The sequence below is a fragment of the Nesterenkonia suensis genome (genome assembly GCF_054782935.1).
The window spans coordinates 179,457-201,190 of sequence record NZ_BAAGRN010000027.1; the positions used below are offsets into that span (position 1 = coordinate 179,457).

Here is a 21,734-nt window from a genome sequence, read left to right on the forward strand (position 1 = left end):
CGACTCCCCTCTTGCGGTATACCAGTTCCATGGTCAGGTTCCCACAAAGGAAACCATCTGTGAACCGGGGCTGGCCGCACGAGTCACCACCACACCAGGCTCAGTCCTGTTCGGCCCACCACTCCTTCAGCACCCGGACGGCCTCATCCTCCTCCACGGGTCCGTGCTCCATGCGGTGCTCCAACAGGAACCGGTACGCCTGACCGACCGTCGGGCCCGGCGAGATCCCCAGGATCTCCATGATCTGCTCGCCGTCGAGATGCGGCCGGATCTTGGCCAGCTCCTCCTGCTCGGCGAGCTCCGCAATCCGCTCCTCGAGGTCGTCGTAGGCGTGGGCGAGCCGGTCGGCCTTGCGCCGATTCCGGGTGGTGACGTCGGAGCGGGTCAGCCGGTGCAGGCGTTCCAGCTGATCCCCGGCATCGGTGACGTAACGACGCACGGCGGAATCGCTCCAGCCGGCGTCGCCGTAGCCGTAGAAGCGCATGTGCAGCTCCACCAGCCGGGTGACGGCTTTGATCGAGTCCTTGTCGAAGCGCAGCGCCTGCATGCGCTTCCGGGTGAGCTTCGCTCCGACCACGTCGTGGTGCCGGAAGCTCACCCCGCCGCCGGGCTCGAAACGCCGGGTCTTCGGCTTGCCGACGTCGTGCATCAGAGCCGCGAAGCGCAGGATGAAGTCCGGTGCGGGGACCGGGCCGTCGGCGTCGGTCTCCAGGTCGGCGGCCTGCTCCATGACCTGCAGCGAGTGCTGGTAGACGTCCTTGTGCCGCCTGTGCTCGTCATCAGTGGCCTTCAGCGCGGGCACCTCAGGCAGCACGACGTCGGCCAAGCCGGTGTCCACCATCAGGTCCACCCCGGCGCGAGCATGCGCCCCGCAGATCAGCTTGATCAGCTCTTCGCGGACCCGCTCGGCGGAGACGATCTCGAGCCGCTCCGCCATGGCGGTCATCGCCGTCCGGACGTCGTCAGCGACGTCGAGCCCCAGCTGGGAGGCGAAGCGCGCGGCGCGCATCATGCGCAGCGGGTCGTCGGAGAAGGACTCCTCCGGCGTGGATGGGGTGCGCAGCCGCTGGGCGACGAGGTCCTTCACCCCGCCGTGCGGGTCGACCAGCTCGAAGGACGGCAGTCGCAGCGCCATCGCGTTGACGGTGAAATCCCGGCGGACGAGGTCGTCGGCGAGGTTGTCCCCGAACTGCACCTGCGGCTTCCGGGAGGCCGGATCGTAGGCCTCGGCCCGGTAGGTGGTCACCTCGATGGTGGCCTCGCCCTTGCGGATGCCGATGGTGCCGAAGTCGCGGCCGATGTCCCAGTGGGCATCCGCCCAGCCGGAGACGGTGGCGATGATCTCGTCCGGGGTGGCATCGGTGGTGAAGTCCAGGTCGGGGGAGGTCCGCCCCAGAAAGAGGTCGCGGACCGGCCCACCGACCAGAGAGAGCTCATGGCCGTGGGAGGCGAACTGTTCACCGAGTGCGACGACGACGTCGGGCAGCCACGCGCCGTTGGGGAATCCAGCAGGGAGATAAGGCATGACAGAGACAGTTTCCCACAGGCCGATCCGGCTCTCCTCCCCACAGTCCAGGGAGCGGGTCGAGCGCGATCGGGACAGGGCATGCTTCCCGCTAGAGTAGTGATCATGAACGGATCGGAGACCGGCGACGAACCCCAGACCCCGTTGACGGTGTCGATGGGGTCTCGCCGCGTGCCGGTCCCCAAGCCTCCCCGTGGCGGTGGCCGTCTGCCCACTGTCGAGGAGGTCAGCGCCGGCGGCGTGGTGATCCGCCCCGCGGTGCAGGGATTCGAGGTGGCGATCATCGCCCGCTACAACCGCGGCGGCCGGCTCGAGTGGTGTCTGCCCAAGGGGCACCCGGAGAACGACGAGAGCCATGAGGAGGCCGCTGTCCGTGAGGTGGAGGAGGAGACCGGCATCGCCGGGGCGATCCTGACCTCGTTGGGCAGCATCGAGTACTGGTTCACCGTCCCCACCCATCGGGTCCACAAGACGGTGCATCATTTCCTGCTGGAGGCCGTCGGCGGGGAGCTCACCACGGAGAACGATCCGGACCACGAGGCGGTGGACGTCGCCTGGGTGAATCTGGACGATCTGGAGCGCACGCTGTCCTTCCCGAACGAGCGACGTATCGTCAACGCTGCCAAGCAGGTCATCGCGGACACGTTATAGTCATCGCCGATGCCGCACACTTCCGAAGACCAGGACAGCCGCCAGCACGACGGCGACAGGCCCCCCGACACCCACATCCCGCAGGGTGGGATGGCGCGGGCCAGCGCCCTGATGGCCTCCGGGACCATGCTCTCCCGCGTGCTGGGCTTCATCCGGACCGCGCTGCTGGCGGTGGCGATCGGCTCCACCGCCCTGGTGGCCGACGTCTTCGAGAAGGCCAACACGATCCCGAACGTGATCTACATGCTGCTGGCCGGAGGCATGTTCAACGTGGTGCTGGTTCCTCAGCTGATCAAAGCGGCCAAACGCCGGGATCGGGGGGCGGACTACACCTCGCGGCTGCTGACCCTGTCGGTGATCGTGCTCGGGGCCTTCACGGTCCTGCTGACTCTGGCCGCCTACCCGCTGATGGTCGCGCTCACCAAGGACTGGACCGAGCCGATGCTCGCCCTGGGCACCGCCTTCGCCGTGTGGACCCTGCCTCAGGTGTTCTTCTACGGCCTCTATGCGGTGATCGGGCAGATCCTCAACGCGAACGCGAAGTTCGGCTGGTACATGTGGGCGCCGGTGTTGAACAACCTGATCGCCATCGGAGTCATCGGCAGCTACATCGTGATGTTCGGCCGGTACACCGCCGGTACCGACCAGGCCACCGAATGGACTTCCCAGCAGACCATCTGGCTGGCCGCCGGCCACACGGTGGGCATCGTCGCCCAGGCGGTGATCCTGATCTGGCCGCTGATGAAGATCGGGTTCCCGATCCGCCCCAAGTTCGGGTGGCGAGGCATGGGTCTGCGCTCCACCGGGCAGATCGCCGCCTGGACGCTGGCAACCATGCTGATCAGCAACATCGCCAACCTGCTCTACATGCGACTGATCTCCGGGGCCACGGCCAGTCGTGAGCAGATGGCCGACGGCGGCGCTTCCATCCCCGGTGAGTATGCGGCCAACACTGCCCAGCTGATCACCGTGCTGCCGCATTCGGTGTTCGTGCTCTCGCTGGCCACCGTGCTGTTCAACCAGCTGGCCCGCTCCATGGATCTGGGTCGGTACGGCCGTGCCCGGGAGATCATCAACGAGGGTCTGCGGATGTTCGCGATCCCGGTGATGTTCTCCATGGTCGCGGTGATCGTGCTGGCGGGTCCGCTGGGCCGGCTGTTCGGCGGCTCCGCCGAGACGGCGCACCTCTCCGGGGCGGCCATCGGCCAGCTGCTGATCCTGCTGGCCCTGGGCATGCCGTTCCGTTCGGCGAACTTCTACCTGATGCGGGTCTTCTACTCGGCGGAGGACGCCCGCACCCCGATGCTGGTGCACACGATCATCGCCGTGCTGTGCCTGGGCTGCGCCTACGGGGGCGCCCTGGTGCTGCCCAATGAGGCGCTGCCCTACCTGGTGATCGGTCTGTTCTCCTTCTTCCATGTGGTGCAGTACGTGCTGTGCCATGTGTGGGTGGTCCGCCGGTGGGGGAGCTTCGATTTCAGCTCCGTGGTGGCCGCCTACGCGCGCTCCGGCTGGGCCGCCGTCGTCGCCGGACTGGTGGGTTCGGCGGTGCTGTGGCTGATGGGCGGGTACTCCTGGGGCTTCGCCTGGCAGTCGATCCTGACTGCGCTGCTGACCTGCGCCGTGGTGGGCGCCGTCATGGGCGTGGTGTTCGTGGTGATGCTGAAGGTGATGCGCGTTCAGGAGTTCGCCGACGTCATGGGGCCGCTGTCCCGCAGAATCCCGGCTCTGGCCCGCCTGAGCCGGTAGGCTGGCCCCGAGAAGGGCGTCTGCGTCCGGCTGCCAGCATGCCCGCAGGGGACGGCCGGCCCGGACGACGGCGCCCGAGTGGACCGCTCGACGAGAGCATCAGTGACGCAGGAGGATTCGTGGCCCAGCCGTTCGGCATCGGGGATGTGGTGGGAGGTCGCTACCGCATCACCCACCATGTGGTGACCTCTGCGGATCAGGACATCGTCTTTCAGGGTATCGACCAGGTGCTGAATCGGGAGGTCAGCATCCTGCTGGCTTCCACGCAGAACGCGAAGCAGGTGGCGACCTCCGCGAAGGAGCTGGCCACCGGTGAGCGGAGCTCCGAGGTGCAGGTCCTGGACCTCGGCCTGGCGGAGGACCGCACCTATCTGATCTCCACCCTGACGCACCCCAATGACCTGCTGGATCTGGTGGTCCCGGACGCAGCCCCCTATGTGGAGCCGTTCTTCACCGATTCGCTGGGCTCAGAGCTGTTCGGGCAGTCCCGGGTGATGGAGCCCGAAACCTTCCATGATGACGCCGAGTACTACGCCGGCCTGCAGGAGGTCGCCCCCGGGGCGGAGGAGGAGCCGGGAGACTCCGAGGCTCCGTCGCGCCGGCGGCGTCCCGCCTTCCTGGGCCGGGTCTCTGAGTCGTTGAACCGCCGACTGGGCACCCATCGTGATGCGGATCGGCTTCAGCAGGCACCCGCTGGGGCCTCTCCGGCCGAGGGGTCGCCCGCTGAGCCGTCCTCCACGGATGTCTCGCCCTCCGGCGCTGTGTTCTCCGGCGCGGCGGAGCCCGGCGCGGTCTCTCCGGACTCCGCGGGAGGCCCTTTCGATCAGAGCGCCGACGGCGGGTTGGATCTGCACGCCGACCGGGAGATCGTCGAGCCGCGTCCCGAGGCCGACGCCGGTGAGGAGTTCGGCGTCGCTCTGGATGAGGCCGGGCAGTGGCGCCCCGTCAGCACGGTCGTCGGCCCCGATGCCGGATCCTCGCCTGCGGGCGCGACGGACGCGCACGAGGATGCGATCGTCGAGGACCGTCCGGCGGAGGGCCCGGCACTGGATGATCCTGCCCCGCAGCGCCCGACGATCTCCGATGAGGACGACGGCGAAGAGGTCATCGACGACCCGCCGGATGAGCCGGTCCCTGCCGAGAGCAGCTCCCCGTCCGCTGGGCTGGGTGCTGTGGCGGGCCCGAGCTTCACCGGCCTGATCTCCGCCGTCCCCGAGGAACGCCGCAGCGCCTTCCCCGCCGGCCCCTCAGGCGGCGCGTACGCGGCAACGGCCGCTGACGCGCCTGCCCTCGACGCCGACGACGCCGACGACCAACCGGCATCAGCGCCGGTGGCCGGGCGCTCGGGCAACGGGCGCTGGATCGGTGTGGGTGTGCTCGCCGTGGTGGTGCTGCTCGCGGCCGTCGCCGGGTTCTTCATGCTGCGCGGTGGCGACGAGCCCGCGCCGGCCGCCGATGATGAGCAGACGACTCAGCCCGAGGAGGCTGAGACCGAGGCGGCTCCTCAGGAGGAGCCCGAGGAGGAGCCCGGGGAGGAGCCCGAGGCAGACACCGAGCCCCAGGAGGACGAAGACGAGGCGGAGGCCGACGGACCGGCGCCGATCACCGCCGTCACCCGGCTGGTTCCGGAAAGCCCGCAGCTGAACGAGGCCACGGACGGCCAGTTGTCCAACACCTTCGACGGCGACACCTCCACCACCTGGAACTCGTTCCTGTACGGTTCGGCCGAGTTCGGCGGTCTGGTCTCCGAGTTCGCCCTCGTGGTGGAGCTGGAGGAGTCCTCGCCGGTGTCAGCGGTGACGCTGACGCAGCAGGGGCAGGTCGAGGGCGGATCCTTCCAGGTCCTGGTCAATGATTCACCGAGCCTGGACGGTGCCGAGCAGATCGGTGCGGGCACATGGAACTGGACGGAGACCACTGTGGAGCTCGACGACGCCGAGGGCCAGTACGTCATCATCAACACCACCGCACTTCCTGAGCGGCTGGCCCCGGACAACCCTGACCTGCCCTACGGCCTGGAGCTCGCCCAGATCGTCCTGGAATGACCCCTGGGTCGTAGCCCGCGGGACGCCCCCCCGGTGCCGTCGTGCGGAATTTTCATCCCCTCCGGGTGGTTTCACCACTCGGAACCGATGCCAGCCGCCGGCAGACCGCGCCGGAGGCCTCTCGACGAGAAGGACACTGCAGACGTGACTGAACAGACTCCCGACCAGGTCCACGATGTGGTCATCGTGGGCTCCGGCCCGGCCGGCTTCACTGCCGCCGTCTACACCGCCCGGGCTAACCTGAACCCGGTGATGCTGGCCGGCTCCGTCACCACAGGTGGCGAGCTGATGAACACCACTGACGTGGAGAACTATCCCGGCTTCCCCGAGGGCGTCATGGGTCCGGACCTGATGATGAAGATGGAGGAGCAGGCCGCACGCTTCGGCGCCGACATCCGCCGTGAGGACGCCACGGCGCTGCGACTGGACCGACCGATCAAGGAGATCACCATCGGCTCCGGAGAGGTGCTCCACGCCCGGGCAGTCATCCTGGCCACCGGCTCCGCCTACCGCGAGCTGGGCGTGCCCGGGGAGAAGGCGCTCTCTGGGCACGGCGTCTCGTGGTGCGCCACCTGCGACGGCTTCTTCTTCCGCGAGCAGAACATCGCCGTCGTCGGCGGTGGCGACTCCGCCATGGAGGAGGCGCTCTTCCTGACCAAGTTCGCTTCCAAGGTCACTGTCGTCCACCGGCGGGACGAGCTGCGGGCCTCCAAGATCATGGCGGACCGCGCCAAGGCTCACGAGAAGATCGAGTTCATCTGGAACACCGAGGTCACCGAGGTCAAGGGCGACTCCAAGCTCTCCAGCCTGGCCCTGCGGAACACCGTGGACGGCACCGAGTCATCGCTTGAGGTGACAGGTCTGTTCGTTGCTATTGGTCATGACCCACGGGTGGAGCTCTTCGAGGACCAGCTGGAGCTCACCGAGGAGGGGACCGTTCGGGTCGAGGGACGCAGCTCACGAACCACGTTGCCGGGTGTCTTCGCCGCCGGCGACGTGCTGGACCCCACCTATCGGCAGGCCGTCACGGCGGCCGGTTCCGGCTGCGTCGCCGCCCTGGACGTGGAACATTGGCTGGCCGACAACGCTGAGTCCGACGCCGCCGATGCCGCCGGGCTGGTGGGCGCTGCGGCCGAGTCCACCTCCTGATTCCCAGACCCTTCATTCCCCGTAGGAAAGGACAGACACCATGGCAGAGCTCAAGAGTGTCACCGATGCAAGCTTCGAGCAGGATGTGCTGCAGTCGGACAAGCCCGTGATCGTGGACTTCTGGGCAGAATGGTGCGGCCCCTGCCGCATGGTCGGCCCGGTCCTGGAGGAGCTGGCCTCCGAGAACCAGGACAAGGTCTCGGTCGTGAAGGTCAACGTCGATGAGAACCCTGGCATCGCGGCGAAGTATGGCATCACCTCCATCCCCGCCATCTATGGCTTCAAGGACGGTGAGCACGTGATCTCCTCCATCGGCGCCAAGCCGAAGCAGGCCCTGGAGTCCGATTTCTCCGACTTCCTGAGCTGATCGTCCATCCGCCCGGTGGAATGGCGGGTGAGCACACAGAGAAGGGCCCCGACAACCTCTTCAGGTTGTCGGGGCCCTTCTCTGCCGTCCCGAGGGGATGTTTCACGGGAAACGTCCCCTGTGTTCTCAGCTGACGCGCTGCTCCTGGGCTATCAGCTCCATCAACCGATGCAGATCCTCGATCGAGCCGAAGTCGATGGCGATCCGCCCCTTCTTCGCCCCCAAGGTGATCTTCACCTGAGTGTCGAGACGATCGGTCAACGCCTCCGCATACTCATCCAGCTGTTGGTAGCGGGCCGTCGACGGCAGCCGGTTCGTTCCACGTGAAACCCCATTCTCGTTGTCCTTCTGTTGAGCCATGGTGACAGCCTCTTCCGTCGCCCGGACAGAGAGCCCCTCAGCGACGATACGCGTCGCCAGTGATTCCATCTCCTCAGGAGTGGTCAGCCCGAGCAGGGCACGGGCATGTCCAGAGCTCAGCACCCCGGCGGCCACGCGTCGTTGGACTGCCGGAGGGAGCTTCATCAGACGAAGGGTGTTGCTGATCTGGGGGCGAGACCGCCCGATGCGCTCGGCCAGCTCATCCTGTGTGCAGTTGAAGTCATCGAGCAGCTGGCGATATGCCGCTGCCTCCTCCAAGGGGTTGAGCTGGGAACGGTGGATGTTCTCCAAGAGGGCGTCGCGGAGCAGGTTGTCGTCCCTCGTAGAACGCACGATGGCCGGAATCTCGGCATGCCCAGCCGACTTGGCCGCTCGCCAGCGGCGCTCACCCATGACCAGCTCATACTCGCCGTCTCCGACCACACGGACCACGATCGGCTGCAGTACCCCGATCTCCCGGACCGAATGGATCAGTTCGGCCATATGATCCTCGTCGAACTCGGTACGCGGCTGACGGGGATTGGGCTGGATGGCCTCGACAGGGACAGCCCGGAACTCAGCGCCCTCCACGGTGCCTCCTCCTTCGGCCCGGGTGACACCAGCCGTCCACGCGCTGTTCTCGGGGGTGCTCGGACTCTCCGCAACGTCTCCCTGGATTGCCGAGGTCTCCTCGGCGTCTGAGGCGGGAGGCTCGACCACCGACGGCCCCTCACTCACATCCTGCTCCGCAGCCTCCCAGCCCACCACGGGCGAGGACGCCGAGGCTGCGGAGCGAACGGACGACCGCTCGCTCAACAAGTCCGGCATCTGAGCCCGGCCCGTCCCGTTGCGCCGACTCGTCGTCGAACTCTTCCCCACGGTCCGGGTTCCACGTGAAACACGATGCGTCCCGAGATGGGACTTCGCCGAGAAGAACACATCAATCGGACGTTCGGCGGGTTGCTCTGTGGTCTGCTCCTGCGCGGCGTCGCCACTCTCCTCACCGTCTGGCGTGCTCTCCGCGGGCTGACTCGGGGTATCCGACGCTTCGACGGTCTCCTCCGGCTCGGTCTCCTCCGGCTCGGTCTGCCCGGCAACGTGCTGCCAGCTGTCCTCCACGCTCGTGGGGGAGGAGCGCAGGACCTCCTCATCGTCCTCTGTGGAGACCTGCGCGGAACCGTCAGCGCTGACAGCCTGCTCCTCGGAGCGGGCACCCACTGGGCCGCTCAGTGACTCCGCATGTGACGATTCACCACCTGCTCCACCGTTCGACGCATCCGACGGGGCTGCCGCGAGGTCACGATCCCCTTCTTCTGGAGCCGACGAGTCCTGCTCGTCGACTGCTTCACGTGAAACACCCGCAGCAACCGCATGAGCGGTCGCCCCGGAGGCCTCTTCCTCCTGGGCATCGCTGTTGATCAGCGCGCCGAGACCGCGCCCGAGCCCCCGTCGTCTACGTTCCGCCATATCGAGCCACCTTCCTCATCTGTCGGACCCATCCGACATTCAACCGAAGACCATTCTACGGCGCGAGCTGGTTCCAGCTGCGGTGACCTTCAACCCTGCGTTTCACGTGGAACGGGACGAGGAACTGGCGCATCGCATGGACGCGGTTCCCTTACGAAGATCCCGAGCGATGGACGTGGCCCGATCCGGCTCAGCTTGTTCCACGTGAAACACTGCTTCCGTTCCCCACCGACAGGTCACCGACCAGCATTCATTCTCCACCCCGAGAGGGTGCCTTCCGCCCTCAGGGCCCGTCACGTGTCAGGCCCAGCGCACGTCGCGTGTCGGCCGGGCCACGTGACCTCAGCCGGCACTGCTGAATGCCGCGTCGGGAGGCTCCCTGTCGATCCGGAGTCCTATCACCGGCAGACTGTTCATCCCGTCGAGGTTTCCCGTGAAACGCGGCAGGTCACCCTTCTGATCAGCTGTCTTATGCCCCAGAGGGCGGCACCATCCACTCCGACGTACATCGTCACGACGACCGATGCAGCTACCGACCCCAGGGCCGAGATCCAGTACGCGTGCTGCGCGCAGAAACCCACCGGTGAGTCGTGGACAGCAACCCCTGCGCCAATCCTGGAAGCATTCCCCATCCACCCCGATCTCTGGGCAGCAGGCCCCAGGGGGTTTCCCGTGAAACACTGGACTCTTCTCCACCTAGACGCGCCCCCGCGAGACGGGACGGAAAGTCACCTGGATGTCAGTGCCGCATGGGCCACTGTCTCCACCGCGTCTCCACCGCGTCTCCACCGCGTCTCCACCGCGTCTCCACGGCGTCCCTGGGCGTTCCTCGGCGTCCTCGGATGTCCTGGGGTGCCCTGCGGTGCCCTGTGGTGTCCTGTGATGTTCTCGGGCAACACACAGATCGAAGCCCACCCTGACTCGGCACAGAATCTCATCACGCCGTCTGCCCCTGCCCGCAGTTCCACGTGAAACACCACCGGGAGAGCACAATCCGACCGAGATGCCCGGGATGTCCCGGGATGCCCAAGCAAGGGATCCAGAGACGAGTCAGGGGACCGATCCATGGATCGGTCCCCTGACTCGTGGACCCGTAGCGGTCGGCCGGATCCCACCCGCCGCCGCATTCAGTCGTCTGCGGCCGGGCCTCCGCGCGTGACGATCTCGGCCGCTGCCTCCAAATAGGCCAGCGCTCCGGTGGAGGAGCGGTCATAGGAGATGACGCTCTGCTGATAGGACGGCGCCTCCGAAATCCGCACGTTCCGGGGAATGAGCGTGTCCAGCACAGCCTCGGGGAAGTGCTCCCGGACCTCCTCCGCCACCTGCGACGCCAAGCGAGTCCGTCCGTCGTACATCGTCAACACAATCGTCGAGACCGTGAGGGGCGGGTTCAGATGCTTCTGAATCATCTGAATATTGTTCAACAACTGACTGAGGCCTTCGAGCGCGTAGTACTCACACTGAATGGGGATCAGCACTTCTCGTGCTGCCACGAAAGCGTTCACGGTGAGCAGGCCGAGGCTCGGGGGACAGTCCACGAAGACGTAGTCCAGGCGCTCCAGGCCCTGTTCGGCCCGATAACGGTGATACTCATCGAGGGCCCTCTGCAGGCGCTGCTCGCGTGCCACCAAAGAGACCAGCTCGATCTCCGCCCCGGCCAGATGGATCGTGGCGGGAACCACCTGCAGTCTCTCCAGGTCCGGGCAGTCGGCCACGACGTCGGCGAAACTGAGGTCATCGATCAACACGTCATAGATGGAGTCGGTGTCCGCCGAATGCTGGACTCCCAATGCGGTGGAGGCATTGCCCTGCGGGTCGATGTCAATGACGAGGACGTTGAATCCCTGGCTGGCCAGCGCGGCCGCGAGATTCACTGTGGTGGTGGTCTTCCCCACCCCGCCCTTCTGGTTGGAGACCGTGATGGTCCGGGTGGTCTCGGGTCGCTGAAGCTCCGTGGTGGACAGGACCTGTCGACGTCGGCGTTCATCGGCGAGCTCAGCAGCCAAGGGGGAGGAGGCGTCCATCCCGTCGAGGATCGACGAATCTCGAGCCGTGTCGGCGGCCTGCTGAGCAGCCTCGCCCGTCGAGGCACCCGTGCCTCGTGTCTTGTCCTGGCTCGCCACAGGTCATCCCTCCGTAGGATCCGTTGCTCGTCGGCCCCCGGCCTCTGCCGAAGGGCACCCCCAGCAGTCTAGGACACCGGCCTGACAGCGGGCATCTGCGACTTCGAGGTGTGGTCGAGGAAACCCCTCCGCGGCGGAGTGGTCTCCCGCAAGGAGGCCATCAGCCAGCAGACCGGCAGCCGACCGGTCAGCGGCGGGGGCACCGCAGTACGGTGGTGGTCTCCTCGAGCAGCCCCTCGCCCAGCTGGAGGACCTCCGGGCGGCCGAGGCGGTGCGCCGAGAACGCCTTGCGGGCCGCGGTGATCTCCTGATCCACGCTGCGGCCCTTCAGCAACAGGAGCTCACCGTCATCGGCGAGCAAGGGAGCTGTCAGGGGGAGGAGCTTCTTCAGTGCTGACACCGCCCGTGCGGTGACCACATCGGCCATCACCTCGTCGGTGACCTCCTCCGCCCGGGCTCGGATGAGCTCCACGTTCTGCAGGCCCAGATCCTTCACCACCATGTCCATCCACTGGATGCGGCGTTCCATCGGCTCGATCAGCTGGAAGTCGACGTCCGGACGCACCAGCGCCAGGGCGAGGCCGGGCAGTCCCGCGCCGGAACCGACGTCGGCCACCGTGCCCCCGGCAGGAAGCTCAGGCCCGAGGACCGCGCAGTTCAGCACGTGCCGGGACCACATCCGCGGCACCTCCCGAGGACCCAAGAGGCCATGCTCCACACCGGTGCTGCAGAGGTGGTCCACGAAACGCTCGGCCAGCGGCAGCCGCTCACCGAAGAGCGTCTCGGCGGCACGCCGCTCCTGACGGGTGATCCTCGGGGCCTCCTGCGCCGACCCGAGGTCCTCTCCCGCCGCGGACAGGACAGGCTCGTCCCGCTGGGCCTGCTCGGCGGCCGCAGCGGGCTGTTCGGCCCGCTCCACGGCACTCTGCTCGCCCGTGTCGTTCTCCTGCTGCTGTCCGCTCATGGTCCGCCCCCTCGTGAATCTGCCGGCCTCCCGGCCGATGCTTCGTCTGCTCTGCTGCGCTCAGGAGGCCGAGACCACCACGTGTCGACGCTTACCCTCACCCTCAGATTCGCTGACGAGGCCGGCCTCGGCCACGAAGTCGTGAACGATCTTGCGCTCGTAGGCCCCCATCGGCTCCAGGTGGACGTCCTCGCCGTGCTCGCGCACCTGGGCGACGGCGTCATCGGCCTGCTCCTTGAGCTCGGTCTGTCGACGGTCGCGGTGCCCGGCGATGTCGAGCACCAGGCGGGTACGGTCACCGGTGGCGGTCAGCACGGCGAGTCGGCAGAGCTCCTGCAGCGCATCGAGGACTTCGCCCTTCGGGCCCACCAGGTCGTTCAGCTCGTCGCCACCCTCCTCGGCGACGACGGAGATGAAGGTCCGGTCACCGCGGATCTCGATGTCGATGTCGCCGTCGAGGTCGACGATGTCGAGCAGCTCCTCGAGGTAGTCCGCCGCGATGTCGCCCTCATCGGTGTCCACCGCGGGGGCCTCCTCGCCGTCACCGTCGCCTCCGTCCCCGCCGTCGCTGTCGCCGTCGTCCTCCTGGCTGGAGGCGACGCCGTCCTGGCCCTGCTCCGGCCCGCTGACGACCTGCTCCGAGGCAGGGGCCGCCTCTGTCTCCTGGGCCGCCTCCTGCGCGTCCACCTGCGCCTGCTCGTTGGGCACGTCCTCGGACTCCATGGGGTGCTCAGTCTGGGTCTGGCTCATCACTTCTTCTTCCTCTTCTTCTTGGAGGGCTGTGCCTGCTGACCACGGTGCTTGCCGGTCGGCTTGGGCTTCTCCTCCTTCGTGGGCTCGGGCTTCTCATTGACGGGGGGCAGACCCTTCGCGGCGCGGCGGAGATTGAGCTCCTTCTCCGCCAGCGAGCCGGGCGTCGGGTTGTTGCGGATGACCCACCACTGCTGGCCCATCGTCCAGAAGTTCGTGGCGGTCCAGTAGATCAGCACACCGACGGGGAAGTTCACACCGCCGATGACGAAGACCAGCGGCAGCATGTAGAGCATCATCTTCTGCGTCTGGGCGAACTGTCCCTGCAGCGCTGCTTCAGACATGTTCTTGCTCATCAGCTGCTTCTGGGTGAAGAACTGGGTGAGCACCATCGCCACGATCATGATCGAGGTCATGATGACGACGTTCCACTGCGTGGGCTCGGCCTGGAAGGAGGGCAGGAAGATGTCGGACATCCCGACGCCGAGGATCTCCGAGCCGTCGAAGCTCTGCACCTCGCTGGCGCTGAGCGCCCCGTATCCCTCCTGCTGATACTGCTCCTGCCGCATGCGGTTCAGCATCCAGAACAGCGCGAAGAAGATCGGCATCTGCGCCAGAAGCGGCAGGCAGGTCATGAAGGGGTTGACCTTGTGCTTCTTGAACAGCGCTTGCTGCTCCTGGGCCATCGCCTGGCGAGAGACGGGGTCCTTCTTGCCCTTGTACTTGGCCTGGAGCTTCTGCACCTCCGGCTGGATGATCTGCATCCCCCGCTGGGACTTGATCTGCCGCACGAACAGTGGGATCAGGATCACACGGATGACGATCACCAGCAGGATGATCGAGAGGGTCCAGTTCGCACCGGACTCAGGATCGAGCCCGAGGAAGGTGAGCCCCGTGTGGAACATGCTCAGGATGAAGGAGACCGCCCAGGTGAACGGCGTCATCAGTGTGTCGAAGAAGCCCATATGTCTCTCAAGTCGTCGTGCCGAGCGTGGTCAGCGCTGCTCGGTGTCTGCCGGACGCGCACTGCCGCCGAGCGTTGCGGGCGCCTCCGCATCGTTCGGTGGGCGCCCGTCGTCGTCATGGGCGCAGTCGTGGTCCAGGGGTATCGGCGGATGGTTTGTCTCTATGATCGACGGTGCTGACCCTTCGGGCCAAATCCGTCGCCCCACCGGCACATGGTCCACTCCGCCTCCGGTGAAGGGGTTGCACCGCAGGATCCGCCAGCCGGTGAGCAGGGATCCGCGCAGCGCCCCATGGACGGTCACCGCTTCCAGGCCGTAGGCCGAGCAGCTGGGGTAGTAGCTGCAGACCTGCCCGTAGAGCGGGGAGATCACTTTCCGGTAGGCCTTCAGCAGTGTGGCCAGCAGGAGCGCGGCGAACCCGCGCAGGGGCCCCCAGTGCTGGCGACGCAGCTCCTCGGCGTCGGGCTGCCGGCTCGGCACCCCGGGCGTCTCGCCAGCAGGGACGTAGTAGTCGGCGTGCCTCACCCACTGACGCCGCTGGTCAGCGCCCATCGGAGGGCTCCTCACGACGGCGGCGCGCCTTCCGCACCGCGCGGCGCAGAGTGGACCGCACCTCGGCGGCGAGCTCGTCATGGGCAGTCTCGGCGGCAGCCGGAAAGGCCCGGACGACGACGTCGACGCGTGTCCCCTCCGGAAGGCTCAGGGGCTCCTCGCACATGAGGCTCCAGAGGATGTGGCGCAGTCTGCGCTGGGTCCGGTGGCGCACGACGGCGTTGCCCACCGCCTTGGAGACGATGAATCCGCTGCGCCAGGTCGCGGGATCCGGGTCAGCGGCGGGGTCGATCGGCACGAGCTTCGCGGAGAGCACCACTGCTGAGCCTCCGGCCCGCGCACCACTGCGCGTGATGGCACGGAAGTCCCTCGCCGCGTTGACACGATGCCGGCGGGGAAGCATGTGCGCGTGGTCCTCCGGTCGGTCAGGTGGTGCTGGCGATCAGGTGTGGCCCGAAATGTGACGGGCCCGCAGATGCACGAACGGCCCGTACCCTCAAGCGGGACGGGCCGTAGGTGCGGCAGTGCCTGCCTCCAGGCACCGCCGGGAGCCGCTGCGCGGCTCAGCTGGCGTGGTTCAGGCCGAGAGCGCCTTGCGGCCCCGGCTGCGACGGGCCGAAATGATGGAACGGCCGGCGCGGGTGCGCATACGAGAACGGAAGCCGTGCTTGCGGCTGCGACGGCGGTTGCTCGGCTGGAAAGTCCGCTTGCTCACTGTGTACTCCCACTGGATGGTTCGAAGTCGGCGTGGAGTCCGAACCGTCTGGTCGGCTCCGTCGGCAGCGTGGCGATGGCATCGTCCGCTGCGCTGAGTCGGTCTTTCGCCCCGCTGGGCACGCCAGAGGGCATGCGCTTGGAGAGCGACCTGTCAACACTAGACGTCGACTCGGCGCGTCGTCAAGTCAGGGTCCTCCTCCGACGTCAGGGTCTCCCCCTGTCCCCGCCTGGCGCGCGTACCCTACACGACTTATCCACTGCTGTGAATAAACCTGTGCAGAACTCAACGTCCTCCACACCCGGCCCACCGCCGTGACAGGGCACCAGGGTCGGGATCCGAGATTCCATGACGCCTCCCACGGCTCTGCGGCCCGCACCCCTGGTGGCTGAATGAACGTTAAGTTAGCCTGGTCCTCTCTGGCTGAACGGCCGTTCAGCAGCACCGGGCAGAGCGCGCACTGATCAGGAGACCCCGATGGCCCGTCCCGCACGAAGCTCACCAGACGACACCCCGGCAGGCACCCCGGCAAGCGTCCCGGCGGACCCGACGGGTCCTCCGAAGCTGGGTCCCTCCGGGGCTGACCGCATCGTGGAGGCGGCCATCGAACTGTTCGGCGCACAGGGCTTCACCGGCACGAGTCTGAAGGCCATCGCGGATCGGGCCGGAGTCTCGGCCCCTCTGGTGATCCACCACTTCGGCTCCAAGGCTGGTCTGCGCACAGCCTGCGACATCCGTGTCGCCGATCTGGTCCATCAGCTCAAGAGCGAGTCGATCGCCGCATCTCACCCCGCCACGGACACCCCTGCACACACCGCCACACAGCCGGCTCTGCCCCGACACCACGTCATGGAGGCCCTCCATGCCTCAGGCCCGCTCATCCGGTACCTCTTGCAGGCCCTGCTCGCCGGCGGTGAGGAGATCGACGCGCTCATGGACCGGCTGCTGGAGGACTTCCTGGAGTACACCGCCGAGGCCGAGCGCGTCGGCCTGATGAACTCCAGTGAGAATCCCCGCAACAGGGCGATCGTGCTCCTTCTGCAGTCCTTCGGCGCGCTGATGCTCCATCAGCAGATGAAGCGTCTGCTGGGCGTCTCTCCGGTGGACGACCCACCCGAGGAGCTCGCCCCGTACATGTCGACAGTCCTGGAGCTCTACACCCGCCCGCTCCTCGACGAGCAGGTGTACGGAGAGCTCGCCCAGCAGCTCCGCCACCACGAACCCGACCCCACCGGCCGGGGAACCACGCACCACCCGCCACCTGCGGGACCCGGCGAGAGGAGCATGCGTGATGCGTGAGGACCACCCCGTCATCCGCACCGAGAAACTGGTCAAGCGTTTCGGCACCGTACCGGCCCTCGACGAACTCGACCTGACCATCGCCCCGGGGGAGGTCCATGGATTCCTCGGCCCCAACGGCGCGGGCAAGTCCACCACCATGCGCGTGCTGCTGGGCCTGCTTCGGGCCGACTCCGGCACGGTGGAGATGTTCGGACGGGATCCTTGGCGGGACGCCGTGCAGCTCCATCGCCGCCTGGCCTATGTCCCAGGCGATGTCGAGCTGTGGCCCACCCTGACCGGGGGCGAGGTCATCGACATGGTCCTGCGCCTGCGCGGCCCGTACTCCACGCGGCGTCGTGACGAGCTCATCGACCGTTTCGCGCTGGATCCGCGAAAGAAGGCCCGCACCTACTCGAAGGGCAACCGGCAGAAGGTGGCCCTGATCTCCGCGCTGGCCTCCGATGTCGACCTGCTGCTGCTCGATGAGCCCACCTCCGGGCTCGACCCGCTCATGGAGATGGTCTTTCAGGAGACCATCACCGACGCGACGCAGAACGGGCGCTCGGTACTGCTCTCCAGCCACATCCTGGCGCAGGTGGAGGCGCTGTCGGACAGGATCTCGATCATCCGGGCCGGACGGATCGTCGAATCCGGCAGCCTGTCTCAGCTGCGCCACATGACCCGGACGACCATCGAGGCTGAGACTGCGCGCCCGGCTGACGAGCTCGCTGAGATCCCAGGTGTCCACGATCTCCGCACCGACGGCGCCCGGGTCGTCTTCGAGGTCGACGGCGAATACGTCGAGGATCTCGTCCACCGGCTGGCCCCCTTAGGGGTCCGGTCGCTGGTGGCCCATCCTCCGACTCTCGAGCAGCTGCTGATACGCCACTACGGTGACGACGGTGACGACGGTGACGACCTCGCCCACCCGGGGACGGCCGACAGCGCCCCGACCGACAACGCCCCGACCGACAGCGCCCCGACCGACAACGCCCCGACCGACAGCGCCCCGACCGACAACGCCCCGACCGACAGCGCCCCGAGAGCGTGAGCACCGATGGCTGACACGCGCTCCCCGGCCACCTCCACTGCCGCCCCGGTCCCGGCGAAGACCTCCCCGTGGGCTCGCACCGGTGCCCTGATCCGGTTCATGCTCCGCCGTGATCGGCTCCGGCTGAGCATCTGGGTGCTCGGCATCGGGGTGTTGGCCCTGTACTTCGCGACCGCCATCCAGATGATCGCCGACGACGTCACCGAACTCGCGCAGATGGCCACGCTCTTCGGCGATCCGGTCGGCCGGATGATGACCGGACCCGCCTTCGGCATGGACGCGCCCTCCTTCGCACGGTTCTATTCCGCCGGGTACGTGCTCTTCGTCTACCTGCTCATCGCGCTGATGAGCATCTTCCTGCTGGTGCGGCACACCCGAGCGGAGGAGCAGGCCGGCCGGGTCGAGCTGATCCGAGCCACGGCGGTGGGCCGGCACGCCACCTTGACCGCCGCACTGCTGCTCACCGCTGCGGCCAACGCGGTGGTGGCGGTGCTGGTCTGGACGGCCTCCGGGCCGCTCGCCGGCTACGACGCCGTCGGGTCCGCCCTGGTGGCCGCGGGCGGATTCGCCGTCGGCCTGTTCTTCCTGGGGGCTGCGACGGTCTCGGCGCAGATCACGCGGTCCTCCCGCGGCGCCTCCGCGATGGCCGGTGCAGTGCTGGGGCTGGCCTATCTGATCCGTCTGGGTGGGGACATGGTTCAGCAGGGCGGCAGCGCGCTGTCCTGGTTCTCCCCGCTGGCCTGGTCCCAGCAGACCGCACCCTATGTCGAGGATCGATGGTGGCCGTTGCTGCTGCCCCTGTGCTCGGCGGCCGCGCTCATCACGCTGGGCTTGTGGCTGAGTGCACGCCGCGACGTCGGCGCGAGCCTGCTGCCTCCGCGGCTGGGCCGGGCCACCGCGCGGCCGTCCCTGGGAACGGCGACGGGACTGGCCCTGCGGGTGCTGCGCGGGGTGCTGCGTGGCTGGGCAGTGGCCCTGGTGCTGGCCGCGATGATGTTCGGCGGCTACGCGGAGTCGATGGTCGACGCCGCCGAGGGGCTGCCTGAGGAGGTCGCGATGCTCATGAGCGGCGATGACCTGATGCTGGGCTACCTGGCGTACATGTCCTTGTTCCTGGCGATCTTCGTGGCCGCCGCGGGGGTGAGCGGGATGCAGGTCCTCCGCGGTGAGGAGGTCCACGGCCGCGCGGAGCTCGTCCTCTCGCTGCCGCTGAGCCGCGTCCGCTGGCTGGCGGCGCATCTGGTCGTGCTGCTGATCGGCCTGGTGGTGATGCTGCTGCTGATCGGACTCGGCACCGCTGTGGGGGCGGCGGCGGCGCTCGGCGATGCCTCTCTCACCGGCGATCTGCTGCTGGCCGGTCTGCATCAGTTCCCTGCGGTGTTCGCTGTGGTGGGACTGGTGGTGGCCCTCTTCGGCTGGGTGCCGAGGATCGCCGGGGCCCTCGGCTGGGTGATGATCGCCTTCGCCGGCATCGCGACGAACTTCGGCCCGCTGCTCGAGCTGCCGGAGCCTGTCCTGGCGCTGAACCTGTTCGGTCATCTGGCACAGGTTCCGGTGGAGGCGGTGGCGCTGACACCGCTGCTGTGGCTCCTCGGCGTCGGCGCCGCCGGAATCGGAGTGGGCCTGGTGGGCTGGCGAGGCCGGGAGGTCGATCCGCGCTGACTGCGGATCGTCCACATTTCCACAACACTGTCCACAGGCTGGGGACTCAGGGCTCCACAGTGGGCGGCGACCGCGTCCGCAGCCCGGGGGAGAGCCCTCCTCACCGGGCGCCAGGCCCCGGCTCCAGCTCGGGCGGCAGATCCGTGATAACGCCCCGCTTCCCCTGTCATGGCAGGGGATGTGACCCGGATCCCGGCCTGACGTGGCGGCTGCGCAGGCAGTAGACTCGCCCCACTGCCCGGCCGCGATGCTGACACGCTCCGCCCAGGCAGAGTGCACATCGACTGCACAGCTTCTTCACATGGTGGACGCGGAAATCCACAGGTGTGCGCGATACAGTCGAGGGCACAGGGCGGGCGTCGGAGATGCTCTCCCGTCGTCAACTGATCATCGTCGCAGGGAGGAGCAGCGTGTCTGCCGACTCGGAAGTCAACGTGCCGGTCAAGTGGCAGCAGGTGCTCACGGAACTCCGCGAGAACCATGGCATCACCGGGCTGAAGCTGACCGACGTCGGCCGGGCCGTGCCCCAGGGCGACCAGCTCATCGGAGACACCCTTCTGTTGGCTGTGCCGCATGAACGCGTGCGCGAGCTGATGCAGTCCACTTTGCAGCAGCAGCTCTCCGAGGCACTGCGGAGCGTCTTCGGTCGGGACATCCTCTGTGCTTATGTGATCGACCCTCATCTCGCCGCTCGGCAGAAGGCCGAGTCCACCGAAGCTCCTGCCGCCGAGGACCGTGGCGAACCCGCCGCTCCGTCGGCCACCTCGGCGTCCTCAGCCTCCTCCACCGCCGTCGACGACGTCTACCCGGGTCCGAGCCAGGCCCATGGCGGCCCGCGGGTCCATGCCGGACAGGACCTGCCTGGTCACAGCCCGGCCCGGCCTCCCCGCGCACCGGCCGAGGTGCCTGTGCCGCCGTCGGGGCTGGCTGACAACGGCACGATCCCTCCGGCCACCTCGGGACTGCAGTCCAGCGAGATCTTCGAGACCTCGCGGCTGAATCCGCGCTACACCTTCGACACCTTCGTCATCGGCTCCTCCAACCGTTTCGCCCACGCGGCGGCCAACGCCGTGGCCGAGGCCCCGGCCAAGGCGTACAACCCGCTGTTCATCTATGGGGACTCCGGTCTGGGCAAGACCCACCTGCTGCATGCGATCGGCCACTACGCCCAGCGGCTCTACAGCGGGATCCGGGTCCGCTATGTCAACTCGGAGGAGTTCACCAACGATTTCATCAACTCCATCCGTGACGACGAGGGTGCCAGCTTCAAACACCTGTACCGCAACGTCGATGTGCTGCTGCTCGATGACATCCAGTTCCTCGCGGACAAAGAGCGCACCGTCGAGGAGTTCTTCCACACCTTCAACACGCTCTACAACAACAACAAGCAGGTCGTGATCACCTCGGACCTGCCGCCCAAGCAGCTCTCAGGGTTCGAGGAGCGTCTGCGCTCCCGGTTCGAGTGGGGACTGATCACCGACATTCAGCCCCCGGATCTGGAGACCCGTATCGCGATCCTTCGCAAGAAGGCCACCGCGGAGAACTTCTCCTGCCCGGACGACGTCCTGGAGTACATCGCCTCGAAGATCTCCACCAACATCCGTGAGCTGGAGGGGGCGCTGATCCGGGTCACCGCCTATGCCTCCCTGAACAAGCAGCCGGTGGACCTTCCGCTGGCCGAGCAGGTGATGCGGGATCTGATCTCCGATGATCACGTCCAGGAGATCACCGCCGAGCAGATCATCGATGCCACCGCGGAGTACTACAGCTTCACAGTGGAAGACCTGATGTCGAAGTCGCGCAATCGCACGCTGGTGACGGCGCGGCAGATCGCGATGTACCTGCTGCGGGAGCTGACCGAGATGTCTCTGCCGAAGATCGGCCAGGCGCTCGGCGGCCGGGATCACACCACTGTGATCTATGCCGAGCGCAAGATCCGGGAGCTGATGGCCGAGCGTCGTGCGGTGTTCAACCAGGTCACGGAGCTGACCAACAAGATCAAGCAGCAGCGCTGATCCTGAGCGGGACCGGTGTCAAGTCCGTGGTCCACGGTTGTGGACGACGAGTTCATGCACAGCTCACACGGATGTAGTTTCCCTGGATCAGCGGGATCCGGCTCCTCGCTCGTCCCCGTATTCCACAGTTTTTCCCACATATCCACAGGCACCGGTGGAGTTTCTCCACGGCCGTTCTCACACCTGTGGAAAACCAGGTGGAGAGACCGGTGAAGAACTGCCCAGATCCTGGGGACGATCCGCCCTGGCCTGCGGAGAACGGGATGGACCCCCTCGTGGAACTCCACCGGACGCCCACAGCGCAAGCGGCGGAACTTCACCACGGAGTGCACAGCATGATCCT

The 21,734-nt window shown here is 67.3% G+C and carries 18 protein-coding genes; 9 read left to right on the forward strand and 9 right to left on the reverse strand.

Features of this window, described 5'->3' with window-relative positions:
* Positions 1–100 precede the first annotated feature (100 nt).
* Positions 101–1,525 (reverse strand): CCA tRNA nucleotidyltransferase, encoded by a 1,425-nt coding sequence (locus ACYVKI_RS15200; RefSeq protein WP_460691208.1) that lies wholly within the window; start codon positions 1,523–1,525, stop codon positions 101–103.
* Between the two features lie 156 nt (positions 1,526–1,681).
* On the opposite strand from ACYVKI_RS15200, the gene ACYVKI_RS15205 reads away from it, so the two are divergent.
* The 5 genes from ACYVKI_RS15205 (at position 1,682) to trxA (ending at position 7,486) form a co-directional block, all read left to right on the forward strand.
* Positions 1,682–2,176, forward strand: coding sequence for an NUDIX hydrolase (locus ACYVKI_RS15205; protein WP_460691236.1), 495 nt, complete (start codon positions 1,682–1,684; stop codon positions 2,174–2,176).
* 9 nt (positions 2,177–2,185) lie between these two features.
* Positions 2,186–3,925 (forward strand): murein biosynthesis integral membrane protein MurJ, encoded by a 1,740-nt coding sequence (gene murJ / locus ACYVKI_RS15210; RefSeq protein ID WP_460691209.1) that lies wholly within the window; start codon positions 2,186–2,188, stop codon positions 3,923–3,925.
* Between the two features lie 119 nt (positions 3,926–4,044).
* The gene (locus ACYVKI_RS15215) at positions 4,045–5,970 is read left to right on the forward strand and encodes a hypothetical protein (protein WP_460691210.1); all 1,926 of its coding nucleotides are present in this window, start codon (positions 4,045–4,047) and stop codon (positions 5,968–5,970) included.
* A gap of 144 nt (positions 5,971–6,114) precedes the next feature.
* Positions 6,115–7,119, forward strand: a complete 1,005-nt coding sequence (trxB, locus tag ACYVKI_RS15220) for a thioredoxin-disulfide reductase (RefSeq protein WP_460691211.1) — start codon at positions 6,115–6,117, stop codon at positions 7,117–7,119.
* A gap of 40 nt (positions 7,120–7,159) precedes the next feature.
* A complete protein-coding gene (trxA, locus tag ACYVKI_RS15225; RefSeq protein WP_460691212.1) occupies positions 7,160–7,486 on the forward strand; it encodes a thioredoxin in 327 nt (108 codons plus the stop codon).
* 126 nt (positions 7,487–7,612) lie between these two features.
* Here the strand turns inward: trxA and ACYVKI_RS15230 are convergent, their stop codons facing one another.
* The 8 genes from ACYVKI_RS15230 to rpmH all read right to left on the reverse strand — a co-directional run bounded on the left by ACYVKI_RS15230 (position 7,613) and on the right by rpmH (position 15,382).
* Complete coding sequence (locus ACYVKI_RS15230; RefSeq protein WP_460691213.1) at positions 7,613–9,064, reverse strand: ParB/RepB/Spo0J family partition protein; 1,452 nt, start codon at positions 9,062–9,064, stop codon at positions 7,613–7,615.
* A gap of 1,376 nt (positions 9,065–10,440) precedes the next feature.
* On the reverse strand, positions 10,441–11,337 hold the full coding sequence (locus ACYVKI_RS15235; protein WP_460691237.1) for a ParA family protein: 897 nt from the start codon (positions 11,335–11,337) through the stop codon (positions 10,441–10,443).
* A gap of 286 nt (positions 11,338–11,623) precedes the next feature.
* Positions 11,624–12,400, reverse strand: coding sequence for a 16S rRNA (guanine(527)-N(7))-methyltransferase RsmG (gene rsmG / locus ACYVKI_RS15240; protein WP_460691214.1), 777 nt, complete (start codon positions 12,398–12,400; stop codon positions 11,624–11,626).
* 60 nt (positions 12,401–12,460) lie between these two features.
* A complete protein-coding gene (locus tag ACYVKI_RS15245; protein ID WP_460691215.1) occupies positions 12,461–13,150 on the reverse strand; it encodes a Jag family protein in 690 nt (229 codons plus the stop codon).
* Complete coding sequence (gene yidC / locus ACYVKI_RS15250; protein WP_460691216.1) at positions 13,150–14,115, reverse strand: membrane protein insertase YidC; 966 nt, start codon at positions 14,113–14,115, stop codon at positions 13,150–13,152. Before yidC ends, ACYVKI_RS15245 begins: the two co-directional genes overlap by 1 nt.
* A gap of 30 nt (positions 14,116–14,145) precedes the next feature.
* Positions 14,146–14,565 (reverse strand): membrane protein insertion efficiency factor YidD, encoded by a 420-nt coding sequence (gene yidD / locus ACYVKI_RS15255; RefSeq protein WP_460691238.1) that lies wholly within the window; start codon positions 14,563–14,565, stop codon positions 14,146–14,148.
* A gap of 91 nt (positions 14,566–14,656) precedes the next feature.
* The gene (locus tag ACYVKI_RS15260; protein WP_460691217.1) at positions 14,657–15,070 is read right to left on the reverse strand and encodes a ribonuclease P protein component; all 414 of its coding nucleotides are present in this window, start codon (positions 15,068–15,070) and stop codon (positions 14,657–14,659) included.
* Positions 15,071–15,244: 174 nt separating this feature from the next.
* Entirely contained in the window at positions 15,245–15,382 is a 138-nt protein-coding gene (gene rpmH / locus ACYVKI_RS15265) for a 50S ribosomal protein L34 (protein ID WP_460691218.1), read from the reverse strand.
* A 477-nt stretch (positions 15,383–15,859) separates the two neighbouring features.
* Between rpmH and ACYVKI_RS15270 the strand changes: the two genes are divergently transcribed.
* From ACYVKI_RS15270 to dnaA, 4 genes are all read left to right on the forward strand, one after another.
* The gene (locus tag ACYVKI_RS15270) at positions 15,860–16,681 is read left to right on the forward strand and encodes a TetR/AcrR family transcriptional regulator (protein ID WP_460691219.1); all 822 of its coding nucleotides are present in this window, start codon (positions 15,860–15,862) and stop codon (positions 16,679–16,681) included.
* Positions 16,674–17,714 carry an ABC transporter ATP-binding protein gene (locus ACYVKI_RS15275; protein WP_460691220.1) on the forward strand — a complete coding sequence of 347 codons (1,041 nt, stop codon included), beginning with the start codon at positions 16,674–16,676 and terminating at the stop codon, positions 17,712–17,714. The genes ACYVKI_RS15270 and ACYVKI_RS15275 overlap by 8 nt, the downstream gene beginning before the upstream one ends.
* Before the next feature lie 6 nt (positions 17,715–17,720).
* The gene (locus ACYVKI_RS15280) at positions 17,721–19,376 is read left to right on the forward strand and encodes an ABC transporter permease (RefSeq protein WP_460691221.1); all 1,656 of its coding nucleotides are present in this window, start codon (positions 17,721–17,723) and stop codon (positions 19,374–19,376) included.
* A gap of 410 nt (positions 19,377–19,786) precedes the next feature.
* Complete coding sequence (gene dnaA, locus ACYVKI_RS15285) at positions 19,787–21,391, forward strand: chromosomal replication initiator protein DnaA (protein ID WP_460691222.1); 1,605 nt, start codon at positions 19,787–19,789, stop codon at positions 21,389–21,391.
* Positions 21,392–21,734: the final 343 nt, after the last annotated feature.